General features: G+C 54.7%; 13 protein-coding genes, 1 tRNA gene and 1 pseudogene. 10 read left to right on the top strand and 5 right to left on the bottom strand.

The window, feature by feature from the left end:
* Positions 1-162: 162 nt before the first annotated feature.
* Both IPP68_00835 and IPP68_00830 read right to left on the bottom strand, forming a co-directional pair.
* Positions 163-849: a Crp/Fnr family transcriptional regulator gene (locus tag IPP68_00835; protein MBL0348908.1), complete on the bottom strand. Its 687-nt coding sequence runs from the start codon at positions 847-849 to the stop codon at positions 163-165.
* Positions 846-3,410, bottom strand: a complete 2,565-nt coding sequence (locus tag IPP68_00830) for a cation-translocating P-type ATPase (protein MBL0348907.1) — start codon at positions 3,408-3,410, stop codon at positions 846-848. Before IPP68_00830 ends, IPP68_00835 begins: the two co-directional genes overlap by 4 nt.
* Positions 3,411-3,835: 425 nt before the next feature.
* Here IPP68_00830 and IPP68_00825 point away from each other — a divergent pair.
* Positions 3,836-3,908 (top strand) — tRNA-Ala (locus tag IPP68_00825).
* Positions 3,909-3,914: 6 nt separating this feature from the next.
* Here the strand turns inward: IPP68_00825 and IPP68_00820 are convergent.
* Both IPP68_00820 and IPP68_00815 read right to left on the bottom strand, forming a co-directional pair.
* A complete protein-coding gene (locus tag IPP68_00820; protein MBL0348906.1) occupies positions 3,915-4,259 on the bottom strand; it encodes a hypothetical protein in 345 nt (114 codons plus the stop codon).
* Between the two features lie 397 nt (positions 4,260-4,656).
* Positions 4,657-5,133 (bottom strand): annotated as a pseudogene (locus IPP68_00815) (recombinase family protein).
* A gap of 83 nt (positions 5,134-5,216) precedes the next feature.
* Between IPP68_00815 and IPP68_00810 the strand changes: the two are divergent.
* From IPP68_00810 to IPP68_00785, 6 genes are all read left to right on the top strand, one after another.
* Positions 5,217-5,471 carry a helix-turn-helix transcriptional regulator gene (locus tag IPP68_00810; GenBank protein MBL0348905.1) on the top strand — a complete coding sequence of 85 codons (255 nt, stop codon included), beginning with the start codon at positions 5,217-5,219 and terminating at the stop codon, positions 5,469-5,471.
* A 7-nt stretch (positions 5,472-5,478) separates the two neighbouring features.
* Positions 5,479-5,817 (top strand): hypothetical protein, encoded by a 339-nt coding sequence (locus IPP68_00805; GenBank protein MBL0348904.1) that lies wholly within the window; start codon positions 5,479-5,481, stop codon positions 5,815-5,817.
* Between the two features lie 1,135 nt (positions 5,818-6,952).
* Complete coding sequence (locus IPP68_00800) at positions 6,953-7,726, top strand: hypothetical protein (protein ID MBL0348903.1); 774 nt, start codon at positions 6,953-6,955, stop codon at positions 7,724-7,726.
* 44 nt (positions 7,727-7,770) lie between these two features.
* Entirely contained in the window at positions 7,771-8,001 is a 231-nt protein-coding gene (locus IPP68_00795) for a hypothetical protein (protein ID MBL0348902.1), read from the top strand.
* Positions 8,002-8,045: 44 nt separating this feature from the next.
* Positions 8,046-8,963, top strand: coding sequence for a hypothetical protein (locus IPP68_00790; protein MBL0348901.1), 918 nt, complete (start codon positions 8,046-8,048; stop codon positions 8,961-8,963).
* A gap of 352 nt (positions 8,964-9,315) precedes the next feature.
* Complete coding sequence (locus tag IPP68_00785; protein ID MBL0348900.1) at positions 9,316-10,149, top strand: thermonuclease family protein; 834 nt, start codon at positions 9,316-9,318, stop codon at positions 10,147-10,149.
* 45 nt (positions 10,150-10,194) lie between these two features.
* Here the strand turns inward: IPP68_00785 and IPP68_00780 are convergent, their stop codons facing one another.
* Positions 10,195-11,091, bottom strand: a complete 897-nt coding sequence (locus IPP68_00780; protein ID MBL0348899.1) for a LysR family transcriptional regulator — start codon at positions 11,089-11,091, stop codon at positions 10,195-10,197.
* Between the two features lie 101 nt (positions 11,092-11,192).
* Between IPP68_00780 and IPP68_00775 the strand changes: the two genes are divergently transcribed.
* The 3 genes from IPP68_00775 (at position 11,193) to IPP68_00765 (ending at position 16,181) form a co-directional block, all read left to right on the top strand.
* On the top strand, positions 11,193-11,441 hold the full coding sequence (locus IPP68_00775; GenBank protein MBL0348898.1) for a hypothetical protein: 249 nt from the start codon (positions 11,193-11,195) through the stop codon (positions 11,439-11,441).
* Positions 11,442-11,654 carry a hypothetical protein gene (locus IPP68_00770; GenBank protein ID MBL0348897.1) on the top strand — a complete coding sequence of 71 codons (213 nt, stop codon included), beginning with the start codon at positions 11,442-11,444 and terminating at the stop codon, positions 11,652-11,654.
* Between the two features lie 141 nt (positions 11,655-11,795).
* Positions 11,796-16,181, top strand: a complete 4,386-nt coding sequence (locus tag IPP68_00765) for an AAA family ATPase (GenBank protein ID MBL0348896.1) — start codon at positions 11,796-11,798, stop codon at positions 16,179-16,181.
* Positions 16,182-16,424 lie beyond the last annotated feature (243 nt).

Below are 16,424 nucleotides of genomic sequence, written 5' to 3'. Positions count from 1 at the left end.
ATAGAAGATGATCGGGGGTCAAAACATGCGCTTAAACAGGCATCGGGCCGGGCCCTTGGAGGGTTCCTCTTCGAACACAAAAAGGAGGCGCGGCCCTCGGCGACAAATTCTTGCGCCGCTCCGGGGGTAACCCGTCGGGGTCGACGCAACGTTTGTTTTAGGTCAGGGGAGGGGGACGGGGGATCGGGACAGGCGGCGCAGGGCGTCGGGGTTTAGGAGGGCGATCCGTTTCCAGCCCGTTCGGACCCACCCGCGTTTCTTGAATTCGGACAAGGTGCGAATGGCGGTTTCGGGAATGCAGCCAACGAGCTCGGCCAAGTCTTCCCGCCGCACCCGCACCTCGGCGCCGGGGGCTGGGAGAAGCATCAGCAGAAGGTGGGCGAGGCGTTTGTCCACGGGTTCCAAGGCCCGGGCGCGCATGTCCTGGGCGTGCCGCAAATGGTCGCCCACCTCTCCGTGGACCGCTCTCGAAAATTCCAGGTGCTGGGACATCAATCGGTCGACAACCGCCGCGGGGAGAACGAGCACCTCGGCGTCCTGCAGGGCATACACGCTCACAGGGTAGGGTCGGTGGTCCAGCAGGGCGATGACGCCGCAGAGCCGCCCGGGGACGATCAAATCCATGGCGGACACCCGTTCGCCCTGGGAATATTTCAACGTCTTAAAAAGGCCTGTCAAAACCAAGAAAGCGGCCTCCCCGGAATCCCCCTCCTGAAAAAGCGAAGCTCCGGCCTTCACCCGTCGGCGGACGAGAGTGCGCGCAAGTTCCGATCGTGTCCCGCTCGGCAGGGCGCTCAGAACCGAGGACGGGGGAAGTCCCTCGGTCGATGGAGGGCGCCGGGGGGTCAAGGCCGACTCCGCGCCCACCGTTTGGCGGTCCAATCCACCAGGAAAACGCTCAGGGTCCCGACAGCCACGCTGACGGCGATGTCGATGGCGTGGAGAGTGGAAAAATGGAAGAGACGCCTCAGGAGCGGGGTGGAAAGCACGACGGCTAAAAAGAGCCCTGACCCACCGACCACGGCCCACAGGGCGCGGTTGGGGGCCCGCCAGCGCGCCCAGGTCGATTGGGTCCAGGAGCGGTTGGCCAGGATGAGCCCCGCGTTGGCCGCCATGAGCGTGGTGAAGGCCAGGGCCCGGGCGTCCAACTCCCCGTGTCCCCGACGAAGCGCCACGGCGAACACCGCGAACACCGCCGCGAAAACGCTCACGCCCTGGGCGAGGCTCGGCCCCAGGGTGTCCCACCCGAACAAGCGGTCGGTCGTTTTTCGGGGGGGGCGTCTCATGGCGTCGGGCTCCGGCGGTTCGGCCTCAAAGGCGACCGAGCAGGCCGGGTCGATGACCAAATGCAGGAAGGCGATGTGGATCGGCAACAGGACCAGGGGCCAACCCAAAAACACCGACGCCAGGGAGAGCCCCGCGATCGGCACGTGAATGGCCAGAATATAGGCCATGCCTTTTTTTAAATTGTCGAACACCCGCCGGCCGCCGGCGATGGCGCTCACCAGAGAGGCGAAATCGTCGTGGAGCAGAACCAGGCCCGCGGCCTCCCGGGCCACGTCGGTTCCCCGCTCGCCCATGGCCACGCCGATGTGGGCGGCCTTGAGCGCCGGCGCGTCGTTCACCCCGTCGCCGGTCATGGCCACGATCTCGCCGTTGGCGCGCAGGGCCCGGATGAGCCGCAGTTTGTGCTCCGGCACCGCCCGGGCAAAGACGTTCACCCGACGCAGGCGCTCGGCCAGCGCCTCCTCGGACAGGGCGTCGATCTCGGGCCCCGTCAAGACCTGGTCGGCGTTGGACAAGCCGATGGCCCGGGCGACGCTTTGGGCGGTGCCCGGGTAATCGCCCGTGATCATGGCCACCCGGACGCCCGCCCGACGGCATTCCTCGATGGCGGCGGGCACGTCTTTCCGAACCGGGTCGGCCAAGGCGATCAGCCCCAGGAATTCAAAATCGAAATCGTGCTGGAGGTCCGGCAGGACATCGGCCGTGAAGGAGGATTTGGCCACCCCCAGGAGGCGGTATCCTTCCCGGGCGTGTTCGTCCACCCGTCGACGAAGAGCCTCGAGACGTTCCGGCGGGAAATGACACAGGTCCGCGACGGCTTCGGGAGCGCCTTTGGCGGCGATGACGAAGCTCTTCCGGTCCGGCGAGGTCCACACCTGGGACATGGCCAACAGTTCCCGGGAAAGCGGGTATTCCTTGACCAGCGTCCAGTCCCCGTGAAGGTGCTCCGTGCGCGCGAGGAATCGGCCGCCCAGGGCGTGAAAGGCTTTTTCCATGGGGTCGAAGGGGTTTCGCGCGCTGGCCAATATCCCGAACTCGAGGATTTCATGGAACGATTCCGCCAGCGCGCTCCCGGCGGGGGGAATGTCGAAACGGAGATCCCCGGGCAGGAGGCGCTGGATGTCCATCCGGTTTTCGGTCAAGGTGCCGGTTTTGTCGACGCAAAGGACCGTCACGGCGCCCAGGGCTTCGACCGCGGGCATGCGGCGGGCCAGGACGCCCCGCTTGGAAAGTCGCCAGGCGCCCAGGGAAAGGAAAATCGTGAGGACCACGGGGAACTCGTTGGGCATGAGGGCCATGGCCAGGCTGAGCCCGGCCAACACCCCGGTCAGCCAGGCGCCGCGCCAAAAGCCGGTCACCAGCACCACCGCCGCACACAATACCGCGCCGACGACGGCGACGACTTTCACCAGGGAGGCCATTTCGGTTTGCAGGGGGCTGGGGCCCGATTCGGCGGATTCAAGGGCCCGGCCGATTTTGCCGATCTCCGTGGCGGCGCCGACGCCGGTGACGCGCACCAGGCCCTGCCCCTGAACCACCAAGGTCCCCGCGAAAACGTAGGGGGAGCCGTCCCCGGCGGTGGTCGGCGTTTCGCCGGGGACCGCCGCGCGGACGTCTTTTCGAACCGAAACCGATTCCCCCGTGAGCAGGGATTCGTCCACGGCCAGGTGGGAGGAGGAAAGCAGAATCCCGTCGGCCGGCACCCGATCCCCCTCGGCCAACACCAGCAGATCGCCGCGAACGACGTCCCGCCCGGCCACGCGCCGCTGGGCCCCGTCCCGAATCACCAGCGCCCGGGGACTCGACAAATCCCGCAGGGCCTCAAGAGCCCGTTCCGTTTTCCCTTCCTGGAAAAGCGTGATGCCCATGATGAAAAACACGAACCCCAGGAGCATGGCCGCCTCTTGGCCGTCGCCCAGGGCGAAATAGAGGGCGCCGCAGGCCACCAACAGGAGGAACATGGGTTCCCGAAAAACGTCCAAGGCCAGGGCGACCCACCCCCGACGGTGGGAAGACGGCAGCTCGTTGGGGCCTTCCGCCCGACGGCGGGTTTCGGCGGCGGTTTGGGTTAGGGATTCAAATTCCTGGGAAGCGGGAAGGCTTTTGGCGGGCGTGGCGGACATGGGGGCATTGTAGCTCTCTGCTCGACGGGCGGAAACAGCGGGGCGCGGATTCCGGATGTGGGGGAGGGGGGATTTGGTATAATGCGATTTCCGGATTTTCCTTTGAGTTTCATTTGTGTCCGGGCTTTCCCGGCCAAAGTGGCGGGGATGGACCAATAATTTGAAATTGAGGGTCATCCACACCAGGGCTGTGACCGAGGCGTGGGAGTCGAGGAAATGGTTGGAGCGCGCTAGCGCGCAAACCGCCCCGGCCAGAGACGCCGGGGCTGGATCAGCAATTTGAAAATGAGGGTCATCCACACCAGGGCTGCCCCTGCCGAAGACGCAGGGGCTGCCCCGACCATTTAGGGTGAACCTCTTTGTAGGACGGGACTGCCCCCCACGGAAAGCTTGGGGACTGCGCCGGCTACTCATCACGAAGTGACGGGGCTGTAGCTCAGCTGGGAGAGCGCGTCGTTCGCAACGACGAGGTCGAGGGTTCGATCCCCTTCAGCTCCACATTTTTCATTCGTTCCAACCCAAAAGAAGGGCCTGTCTCCAAACCGGAGGCGGGCTCTTTTGTTTTTGGGCGATTTCGGGGGTTAAGCCTTCCGAAAGGGGGTGCGGTTCGATCCCCTTTTGCTCGGGATTGTGCAATACGTTTTTCAGAGCAAAGAGGTGGCTTTTGATGTAGAGCGGGTCCATCGAAATCCGCAATAAATTTCGGAAAATCATGTCGTCCAATCGATCGGCGCTGATTTGGCGGGTGGCGCAGGAATTCCAACTCCGGTGGTTGGTGCTGGTGCACCGGTAATAGAAATAGCGCCGTCGCCCGGTGGCTCCGGATTTGTCGGTGTGGGTGGGGCTCATGCGGGAGCCGCACTCCACATTGTATGAGCCCGGCGTAGGGAAGGTCGTGGTAAGGAGACGAAGGCCGGCGCGATTTTTGCGCCGATTCTGCCATGAGTTTTTGAACGTGGTCAAACAGCTCCGCTGAAATGATCGGCTCGTGTTGACCGGGATATAGCTTGCCCTTGTAAGCGACTTTTCCGGTCACCGCGGGATTTTTAAGAACGCGGAGAACGAAAGAATCAGGCAACTTTCGATCATGCCACCGATCTCGAAGGGCAAGTGTGACTTGGTGGGCGCAACGGGCCTCCGCGTACTTTTCGAAAATAAAGCGGACAGTGGCGGCCCGTTTAGGGTCAATTTTAAGTTTGCCGCCCTCTTTAAAGTAACCCACGGGCGGCAGGCCTCCATTGGAGAGACCCCGCTGCGCCCGTTGTGCGCATTTATCCCGGATACGTTCGGAGGCAAGCTCCCGCTCGAATTGGGCAAAGGTGAGCATGATGTTGCGGAGCAATCGCCCCGCGGGGGTCGATGTGTCGAAACGCTCCGTGACGGAGATAAACCCCACGCCATATTTTTCAAAAACCTCAATTAACTGGTAAAAATCGCGGGGCGATCTGGTGAGTCGGTCGATCTTATAAGTGATCACCATGTCGATTCGACCGGCCTGGACATCAATCAAAAGTTTTTGAAGGCCCGGTCGATCTGTGTTGGCTCCGGTGTAGCCCGGGTCCGAAAAAACCTGAGCCACAATATGGTTTTCTTGGCTGGCAATAAAAGAGCGGATACGGTCTTCCTGGGCTTCGCAAGAGTTAAATTCGACCTCGGCCTGTTGGTCGGTGGAGACGCGGCAGTAGATCGCGCAACGCGTCGATGTTGGTCTCTTGGCTTGCATGGGGGGCCTCCAATGGGTAAGATGCGAATGCTTGCTTTAGTAGATACATAAATTATACTACATCACAATAGGTAGTTCAAGCCATGAGCATTGCGGAAAGTTTGCGACGACTTCGAAAGGCCAGTGGATTGACACAGCAGAAGCTCGCTGAAAAAGCGGGTGTGTCGATGATCGTCGTGACAAAAGTTGAACAAGGAACGACAAGGGATCCCGCCATGTCGTCTTTGATTAAGTTAGCGGATGTTTTTGAAGTGAGCAGGACCGTCCCCCGGCCCGCCGGGATGGGGGAAGCAGGGGGAAGGGCACCAACCTGGGGTTGCGCGCGGTGTTGGGATTGAAAAAGCCTTGGCCGTTCGGCAGGGGATCGAGAAGGTGTTTTATTCGAAAGAGATGATCACAGTCCGCTTCCGATGCGGGGCCATTGTCGACGGTAAAACCGGGCCAAATGAGACGATTTCTTCCGCCGCTGGAGCGTCCCTCCCTGCCGCCGCCCCCACCGCCCCAAAAACAAAAGAGCCCGCCTCCGGTTTGGAGACAGGCCCTTCTTTTGGGTTGGAACGAATGAAAAATGTGGAGCATATGGACTGGCCGCCAACCTTAGATGTGTATTTCGCAAACACGGGCCACAGTTACTGGGCGAATTACCGCCTGACCGGCGACTACAAGCTGCGGCCCACCCTGTAGGGGATCGGTGTATCGACCTGTTGCGAATGGAGGGGGGGGCACGGTGTGCCCCCCAACCTGCCGCGTGTGTAGGGGGGGGTGCGGTGCTCGACCAACCTCTGCGGCCGGTGGTGCCGCCGCCGTGGCCGTGACTTTTTCGACCGCTATACCGGGACCTCTTCCACTATTGAATCCTTCAATCCATTTCCCCTTTGAAAAGATAGTGGCAATGGGTTGATCCTTGCCGCGGAACCTTCCGCCATCGGCGGCGGTGTTGGGTGGAAAACCCCCGCGCGAGAGCGCGGCGGCCGGGAAAGAAAAACCCCGCCAGCGGCGGAGAAAACCCCGGCGGTTGGTTGAGGAAAAGAAAGAACACACTGCGGTTGATTCGTTTGTTGGAAAACCCCCGGACGTGGTCAGCTTCGGTTGGACGCTGGAAAACAGGGTCGCGGCCCGCGCGTCGGCACGAAGAAACGTGCGCCGCCGCCCGGCCCGCTCGGTTTGTGGGTGGACTGGGACGCTGCCCGCTGCGCTTGAAAACCTGGAGAAACCCCGGTCGCCCCGCGCCCGCACGAGCAGCACGCGCGGTCGCCGGGCTTGGCGAGTTGTGCCGTTGGACGCTCCCCGCTGCGCTGGAACCCCCATCCGCCCTGTGAGCCGCCGTCGTGGCTACGCCCCGTCGTCGGCCTTGCCTGGCCTGGGGTCAAGGCCGTTGGCCTCGCCCCTCCCCTCGGTCGCGCGCAGGTTCAAATTCTTCAATCTTTTTCTTGGTTTTGCCCCAACAAGCCCGACACGTGGAACGTGGCGGGTTGGTGGGCGGTGTGTCGGATGGTCGAGGTGTAAATCTTCTGAAGGGGGGTACTTCTTTTGAAGATCATCCAACCATGGTTTTTAAGCCTGATTCTGTTGGCTCCCCTTCTCCACGCGGGGGGCTATGAGCATCCTCTCCAATCCGGCGGCGGCAATCCCTCCACGAAATCCGACTTTTCTCAACGTCTCTCTCAGTTCATTTCTTCCAACGGCAAAGGATCTACCGGGGAGGAGCTTCTAAAAAGTTACTTCGCCGACCGGCGAAACCTGTATTTCCCTGATCTTATACTTGCCTTTGGTAAAAACACCCAATCCGGTAATGTCGCTTTGGCACCGGGGGCGATCGGTGGAGCGCCTTTCCAACGAAGCGTTTTTGTATGTGGCTGTTTTTATCGAAGAGGGTGCACCGGTCTTGAACCAAAAAGCAGTTGTTATGAACCCGCCCGTCATCATGGCGGGGGATTCCCGGGATGTGTGTTTTAAAGAACCGAGCCAGTTTCAAGTTCGATTGGAGGGGCTGGCCTACGAAAAGGAAAAAGACTCCGGGTTGAACGCCATGGAGGTTATTAAGCTTTACACAGGAAAGGAACCCCAACGGTACGGCCAGCGGCCTTTGGAAGGTGTCTGCGCGGCGGTGGATATGAGCAAGGCCGAACCGATCCCGGGTACGACAATTCGGAAGACGTTCATTAAGTTCCCCTTAGAAAAAGAGGCCGTGTACCGGTTGAACGTCCATCAAACGGGGAATGAACAAAGCAGCGATTTTCACTTTTCAAACATGCGCCTGTCCTGGTTCGGCGCGGGGGTAGGGGCCGGGGCGACGAACAAAAGCGAGACATTCAAAAAAGCGACAGTAAAGCCCTACATCTTCGCCCATCTGTACGTTTCTAAGTTCCAAAATGAATGGAACCGATCCCTGGCAATCGTGGCGGGGATTCCCATTGAGAACAAAGTTCAAGAAGCCATGGTTGGTTTGCGATGGAGCCCCGCCAACGAATGGACAAGACCGGATTTCTCCCGATTCGGCCTGATTGTAGGAAGTCAGTATCACCGCCCGGTTGATGAATATGCAAACCAACGACAATGGCGATTCTTTGCGGGGGTGGATTACAAGTTATGAAAAGGCCCTAAAAAGAAAAACCGCCTGTCCCTCCCAAACGCCGAGTGGAGCTAGATGTCCTGCGGCTTCAAGGCCAGATTGAGGGATTAAAGGAGCGGCTCGGTTATGCCGACTGGCGGAAAATCCTGATCTTGGCGGTTGGGATCGAAGGCGCCGCAGATCGGTTGATACGGGACCTGGTGGCACTGCATTTAGATGCATGGGGGGATGGTGTGTCTGAAGGCAAAAAAGAGGAAATGGACCAAATTTTGAAAGTTGTTCTTAGGCGCATGTAAAAATTTAAAGAAAGCTGCCCAGTTAACCCATAACGGGAGAAAAAATGGAATTCCGAGCAAAGCCCCTGGAAATTTCAGAGGAAGACCCCTTTAAAAACGATGTAATGAACCGTAAGCCAGTTATTGAGGGGCTTACAACACTTACATCTAAAATTAACACCCCATTCGTTATGGCTGTAAATGCCCCGTGGGGGACGGGGAAAACGACTTTTATAGAAATGTGGCAGAAACACCTCTCAAAAGAAGGTCACCCCTCGGTATACCTCAACGCGTGGAAAACGGATTATTCAAAAGAACCCCTAATTGCGTTCATTTCTGAGCTGGAGGAGCTGTCCAAAAAACTTAAATTGAAAGGGGACAAACTTCAAAAAGCCGTAAATCTAGTTAAAAAAGGGCCCTTAAACATGCGGTGCCGAAACATGGTGTATTTAGATTTAAAAGAAGATACAGTTTCGACTAGTGCGGAGAAAGCTGCAGAGGAATTTTTTAAATCGATTTCTATGGAAAAAGAAGCGGGAGAAAAATTTCGGGAAAATCTCCGAATCATATCAGAGACGGTAATCGCGAAAGCCAACCTAAAATTCATGGACGGCAGAAAGGTGAAACATTATTTTAATGTCGAAGGATTGCACGCGATAGACAAGGACCAGCTCGGATCAAGTTTAAAGGCGATTTACGGGGAAGGATTAAATGCGCGGGAATATTTGAGACGCTTTATTGACTTGGAAGTGAACTTGCCTTGGGATGCGAAGAGTTTAACAAAATCACTCATGGGTCGTTTTGGCGTGAACGATTTCTTCGCAAATCGCATGCACCCAGAGCTGAAGGAAGAAGAAGTTTTATTAGTTCGTTGTTTTGAAGAATTATTTCAATATTTTAAAGTCCCTCCGCGTGTGCAAGAGCAGTGCTTTACAAGGGGCAATGACGAAAGACGAATCCAGCCGACTTTTGATCGTTTTTAGGGAAATTTTCCCTGACCATACAAGCAGTTTGCGTTAAATGATCATACGGCAAACATGCTAATGAAAGAAATCTATAAGTCATGCCCAAAAAAGGACTTTTTTGAAAACAGAACAATCCTTATCATCGAGGCCTATTTGGCCTTGTCAAAAACAAACCGCGCGGAAATCGGTAATGATTTGGTGACGTACGATTCAGTTGTAAATTCTCAAACAGCAAGCAAGTCTGACAAAGATCGTGCAGGAGACTTGCAAACCAGTGGGGAGGACGCCCATCATTAAAGTCGGTTATCGAGAAGATTGAATTTGCCCATTCATTTACTTGAAAATGAGTTTTTGGCTGGCAGGAGATTGAATGAAACCAACTAAGGGAAACCGAAATGTTGCAGTTTTAAACGAAGCAGGTTACACGAAGCTCTTCTCGGATTTGCGTAAGCTTTGGGAAGCGGGGAAGACCCGGGCGCGCTCAGCGGTCAATTACCAGCTGTTAGCCACCTACTGGGAAATAGGGGGGCGGATTGCGATGGAAAACCTGACGGCCAATATGGGGTATGAAAAAGCCGTCCTGACCCGGTTAGCGAAGGACATGCAAACCGATGTGACGACCCTTTACCGATGCATCCAATTTCATGGCGTGTACAAAGCTGTTCCCCGGAGTGATTTTTTAAGTTGGAGTCACTACCGCGTCCTCCTGGCAATCAAAGATTCGACTGAGCGGCGAAAATTTAATGACCTTGCCGAAAAAAACCGTTGGACTCGGGATCAATTATTAGAAGCGGTTGAGTCCGCGGGAAAGGATGTCCCCGCCGATGGGGCATCAAAGAAATTAAAGCGCCCGACGACGGCTGGTTATGTTTTTAAAGGGACTGTGCTAGATGTGGTTGACGGCGACACACTGGTTCTCGATATTGATTGCGGATTCGACATTAAGAAAAAGCAACGCATCCGGTTGTCAGGGATAAATACACCAGAAATAAATACGACGGAAGGCCAAGAGGCGGCGACATTTGTTCGTAATCAATTGGCGCAGGTTCCCTTTGTTGTGGTTCGGACAACAAAGGTTGATATTAACGGCCGATTTTTAGGGGATGTGTTTTATAGTCACGAATCAAAATTAGAGATAGATGGAGTATATAGGGATGGACGATATTTAAATCAGGAAATAATAGACAAGGGTCTAAGTGTTTGAGGGGGGGGGCGCAGTCGCGGCCGGTTTTAGCGTGACCGAATGTTCTTAATGAGAAGAGGTTGGGAAATGGGGGTCGATCATTTGGATCAATTCCCGCGCTGCCATAGTCTGGTGACCGTCGCGCCGGGCGACGATACCGTAGTTATCCCGGCCAAAGAGTTTACTGGCGTCTCGGGTGGCAAGGTCCCGACGGTTGTCTTTGGTCAAACAGAGCTCAGGAAGGACCGCCACGCCAAAGCCTGCCGCCGCGTAGGTCTTGATGGCTTCCCACCCGCCCGCTTCCAATCCAACCTGATAAGTTAGCCCAGCCTTCGCCAAAGCCGCCTCGACCAACACCCGCGTGATGGATTGAGAGCCCGGAAAGAGGAGGGGATGGGCTGCTAACTCATGCAACGTCACGGCGCCGCCCTTTGCGAAGGGGTGCCCCTTGGCGCACACCGCAAACCGGGCGTAGGTTCGGCTGGGGCGATAGACTGCCCAGGTGGGGACCATTGTTAAGGAACGGACGCCCAGGTCCAACTCCCCGTTCTTTAGCATCCGAAGGGTCTCCGCCGCTCGCTGGTTGTGGAGGATGATCCTGACCTTGGGGTGCTTCTTCCGAAACCGCTCCAACACGCCCGGCAGCACATAAAGGATGGACGATTCCCCTCCGCCGATCCGCAACGTCCCCTGGGCCTCGCCCTCAAGCCGCTCCTTCATACGGTCCTTGAGGCCCTCCCACCGCTCCATCGCTGGTCCCGCCTCAGCGGTTAGCGCCTCTCCGGCAGGGGACAGGACGGCTCCGCGTCCGCGCCGATCAAATAACTTGGTTCCCAGTTCCCGTTCCAAGGCCTTCACCGCGGAGCTGATTGCCGGTTGGGAGCGGTGAACCGCCTCAGCCGCCTTTACATAACCCCCCAGTCGCGCCACAGCCAGGAAGGACCGAATCTGTTGAATTTCCATAACAATATATTAACAAAATAAATATGAAATATAAAAAGTATCCATTAGACAAATACAATGAGTGACGTTAAAATAAGGGGGTAAGAACAAAGGAGGGACATATGAACAACCCCATCAAACCGTTGGCCCGATTCGACTACGAGGATGTCGCCAAGGATCTCCCGCTCCACTGCCATTGCGGTGTCTCCGCGCCCGGTGAGATCCTGGAGTATTACCGCCTCTGTCATGTCCTGGGGTGCATGAACTGCCGCGCCCCCCTGGCCGTGGTGGAGCATCCCGTGCCGGTTGCTCCCCGCCGAACCGCCTGTCAACCCAACAGGCGGGATGAACCCCAAGCCCTGGTGGCTTAGATGCTTACCACGGTCGAGAGTCGGGAAAGGGAACAGCTCCTCCGTGAAAACAGTGAATTGCGGAAGGAAAAGCTCATGCTCCTCATCAAATGCCGGGACGCCATGTTAGAAAGCATGAAGCTGACGGACAAAACCATGCGAATGGAGATTGAGATCCATCGTCTCCAAATCATCGTGGACTTCCTGGCGGAACGCGGAGCGAGAGGGGGGTAGTAACCAACGGGGTCATGAGTGGGTTATGTCCCGTACCCAAATTATATGATTGATGAAGTCTACTGCAATAATTGAAGAATTAGTGGATGCGTGGGGCCGGGTAGGCTGATGATTTTCGACTGAAGAGAGGGGAATAGCGTAATGGTGGAACACAGTCACATCAAAGATTTTTCAGCTGAGGTCTGCCGATACTTTCTTGAATTCCTCAAAACAGATTTCAAGCGTCAGCAAGCGCCTCGTCGGCGGGTCCAACTAAAGTCTGATACGGGGTTTCGAACGGGGATTCCTCTCCGCAAGTACGCCAAGCTCTATGCCGATGTGTGGGAACTGGCTGCCAAGCCTGCGGGGCAGGCATTTACCTTGCACATCGGTCCACGCCGCTATTCCGCGCCCGTGAGTTCGACTCTCCAGGATCTTATCCGGCAGCATGTTCGACAAATCCATCCCGATGAGTTTTCCAAAGTACGTCAGGACACCTTGGATTGGACCGCCCGCAATGCATCTCGGGCAGCACAGGATCCTGAGAAGTTTGTTGAGGAGGTTCAAACCGCCTTCGTTCAGTCTGTGGGTGAACGGATGGTTGCCCCTTTACTCTCTTTTCTGGATGGCCCCTTTCGAGCGCAAGCTTATTCTGCTATCGAATCTGTATACGACGTGGAAGTGGACCTAACGGACACACTGACCGAAGCGGCTCTCCCGCAAATCCCGATTGCAGTCAATTCCTTCATAATAAACAACGACCAAGAGCCCCTAAAGGCCGTTCTTGACCAATTTTTCTCGGTTGAGGATGTTACGGAAAGAATTCTGGGTTTCTTCGATGATTTTGCGACGTCGGACGCTTTTCAGGAACTTCGGGATGTTATGAATTATGCCCGAACAACGGACAACCTTCAGTTCTATCTCTACCTGTGTGACATTCATTTCGGGACAGCCACCTTCCCACTTTTTTACATCCCTGCTCAGGTCAAGTATGAAGAATCAAACACTGAGTATAAAATCGAATTCGATCCCCACCTATTCGTTAACAAATCCGCCATTGATTTCATCATTCAAGAGCTTCGTGCTGAAAATCAAAGACTGAATATCTCTCCCGTTGCAGATCGGATTCTCTATCTTGAAGAAAACGAAACCTTCCTTGAAAAAATGGAGAAAATCCTAAGGACTCTGGTCCCTGCATTAGACCTCACTGGTGGTCTGGACCTGCGGAGCGGCAGGATTCAAGTGAACTCCTCTGCTCAACTTAAAGTTTCCAACGCGGCATACTTTTCGGTTTTTGATAAATCCGACGAAGCGCTAATTAATGATTATGAAACCCTGCTGCATGCGGTTACGGATGATCAGGCCGGGGTGGACACGCTTTTCCTGGGAATTATCCGGGGTTTCCTTTTAGGGAATCCAAAGAGTTTTAGGGAAAAAGTGGCTGACGATTGGGATACTCTATCCGCATCCGATCGTTTGGTGGCCAACTCTCCTATCCCCGTAAACGAGGAACAAAGGAAAATTCTTCAGGCACTGAAGGAGCCTGATTGTAATTACCTCGCCATCCAAGGCCCTCCGGGAACCGGAAAGAGCCATACCATTACGGCCATTGCTTTTAACAGTATTATGGCCGACTCCAACGTTTTGATCCTGTCGGATAAACAGGAAGCCTTGGATGTGGTCCAATCAAAACTAGAAGAAACATTGAATAAGGTCCGACAAGGAGAAGATTTTCCAAACCCCATTCTGCGGTTGGGTCGGACAGGAGGAACCTATACTCGCCTGATCTCTCAATCCTCCCAAGAACGTATTCGCCAACAATATCGTGCGCATAGGTCACATGCCGAAACTTTGGAGCAGGAGACCGTCAAAACCCAAGGGGACCTAAAGCGGTTCATTGATACGACCTTGGACGCCTATGGGAAGATTAAGTTGTCGGAGATGGAAGAGCTTTTCCGATGGGAAGAAAAACTTGAAGCTAAATCTCCGGGCTGTACGGCTGTTATTCAAAAAGTAGACCCCGTGCAATTAGATGCGCTGATTAAGCTGGCGGAAAGGCTCAAGTCCCCGGAGGGAGAGGAAGCTGCCCGCATTCTTGTATCCCAGGTTCAAAGTGGTGATGTCAAAGACCTTGTCTTAGAATCCAGAATGCTGGAAGCAGTTAGAACGCTGGAACAGCTTAGGTCCGATCAAATCCCGTTGTCACTATTTACCGCCCTTCCTCTTTCCCTTCAGCCTACCCTCACGACCTATATAACCAACTGTGAAAATCTCCGCTGGCCTCTTGTCGGGTTTCTCTTTAATCGCTCTAAGGCTCGCGCTTTAACTGCAAAATTAGCTGCCGAGTTGCCTTGCGCCAATCCGGTGGATCTCCATCTTCGGTTAACTGATCTAAAAGCCGTGGTGGCTTCATTGGGCCGGATCAGGCAGGTTCTAAAAAATATGGAACTTCCCGAAGAAAAAGGAGCCGATCTCTATCAACGGCTGAATGGCGTTATCTCAGTTCCGTCTGCGATGGAGGCCATGAAAGATTTTCTCATTGGACTTTGGAAGCTCTTGGGAAACACTGGCCCCGTGTCGCGCATGAATTTCTCTTGTCCAGAGGCCGCCTTCCTAAACGGAGCCGAAGCGATTTCCCATTTATGGCTGCTCATTCGGTATGGTCATCGATGGACCCGAGTTCAGTTGGTGCTTACGCAGGCACCAGGTTTCGATTATGTTGGCTTAAAAACAAAACTTGAACAGCTTTACACTACAAGAATGAGTCATGAGATCGACAAGAGGTTTATCGATTTCGTGGATAATAATCGGACAACGGCAAAAACTCTGGGTTCCGTAATCAAGGCAAAACAGAAATTCCCCCAAGAAAGCTTCGAAAGCTTCAAAAAAGCCTTCCCATGTATCATCGCAGGAATCCGGGAATTTGCCGAGTATGTCCCACTTCATCAGGATTTATTCGATTTGGTCATTATTGACGAGGCCAGCCAGGTCTCCGTAGCCCAAGCTTTTCCCGCCCTTCTCCGCGCTAAAAAGGTGATTGTCTTTGGGGATCAAAAGCAATTCAGCAACGTGAAATCGGCGCAGGCCAGCAACATCCTAAATGCCGGCCACCTGACACACTTGGAATCCATCTTCAGGGAGAACATATCTGAGGCGTCTGACAAAATTCAACGGCTGAAGCAGTTCGATGTAAAGAAATCCGTATTAGAGTTTTTTGATTTGATCGCTTCCTATCACGACATGCTTCGGAAGCATTTCCGCGGATACCAGGAGTTGATCAGCTTTTCTTCAGAGTATTTCTATGATGGCCAACTCCAGGCGATAAAAGTGCGAGGAAAGCCCATTGAGGAAGTTCTCCGATTCTCAATATTGGCGCATGACGGGCTAGAGGAACGCACGCGGAATGTGAACAGTGTTGAGGGGGATTTCATCCTCACGGAATTGCGCCGAATGGTGGATGAGGATGATGGCCTCTCCGTTGGGATTATCACGCCATTCCGGGAACAGCAGAGGCATTTGACTAAGCTTTTATTTTCCGATTCTTACGCCGAGAGATTTGAAAAAGCCCTTAATTTGAAGGTTATGACTTTCGATACCTGCCAAGGCGAGGAGAGGGACCTGATTATTTACAGCATGGTGGCCACTAAGGGGCAGGACCTTCTGAACTATATTTTTCCTGTCACCATTGTGTCAGCGGCGGACACGGTAGAGGAAAAGCTCAAAATGCAAAGGCTTAACGTCGGATTCTCTCGCGCGAAAGAGGGGATGTTGTTTGTCCTTTCCAAACCGATTGAAGATTTTCGGGGATCTATCGGGCGAGCACTCATGCATTACAAGAATGCTCTTGATCGTCAGAACATCCCGGAGCCGGAGGATACTGATCCCGCTTCTCCTATGGAGAAGAAGGTTTTAGACTGGATTCGGAAAACCGCCTTCTTTCAAAAGAACACCGAACAATTGGAAATCATCGCGCAATTCCCCATCGGAGAATACCTTCGTCAGCTTGACCCCTCTTACCACCATCCAGCCTACCGATGCGACTTTCTGCTCAGGTATCGCGGTGGGAAGCGATCTGTAAACGTCGTCATCGAATATGATGGCTTTGCTGAGCATTTCATTGAGCATAAACGAATCCATGAGGGTAATTATGACCAGCTTTACAGGCCGGAAGATCTTGAACGGCAAATGGTTATTGAGTCCTATGGATATAAATTTCTACGGATCAATCGGTTCAATGTTGGAGAAGACCCGGTGCAAACCCTTTCGGAGCGCTTCTATGCACTCATCGAGAGCGCGGCAATAGACGAGGCCCATCCTGTAGTCGCTCAAATTATTGATCATGCGGAAGGCCTAGGGAACGGAAGTGCGCGGCACTGCCGAAAATGCGGAACGGTAAAAGTCCTGGAAGGTTTCTTCGACCCCTCTCTGAAGGGGGGGGAAGGTGGACATGGGCAAATCTGTATGGCATGTAAAGGGCAACATAAAAACACCGGAGTTAAATCCGGGCACCGTTTTCGTTGGTATGGTCGCCGTCGGTCACGGCGTTAGAGTCATTGGAAAATTAACGCAAAAATAAATGTCATATTCCCCAACTCTCCGGCACAATCTTCAAACTTCCATCGCATGGAGAGGTCCTCTCCCGATAAATCCTCTGTCAGCATTCGGCCAAAGCACTGGATCCCCAGAGAATATTCTTGACTGGCTCGAACAACAGCTTGGCCATAAAAGAAAACCGGCATCGAACGCCACTCGGGTTTTGCAGTATGCTGCCCGCCTAGGGAAGGCCCAACT

The sequence above is a fragment of the Elusimicrobiota bacterium genome (genome assembly GCA_016722575.1).
Lineage (GTDB): Bacteria > Elusimicrobiota > Elusimicrobia > FEN-1173 > FEN-1173 > JADKIY01.
The sequence above is the reverse complement of the archived record's forward strand: the minus strand, read 5'-3'. Positions and strand labels throughout refer to the sequence as shown.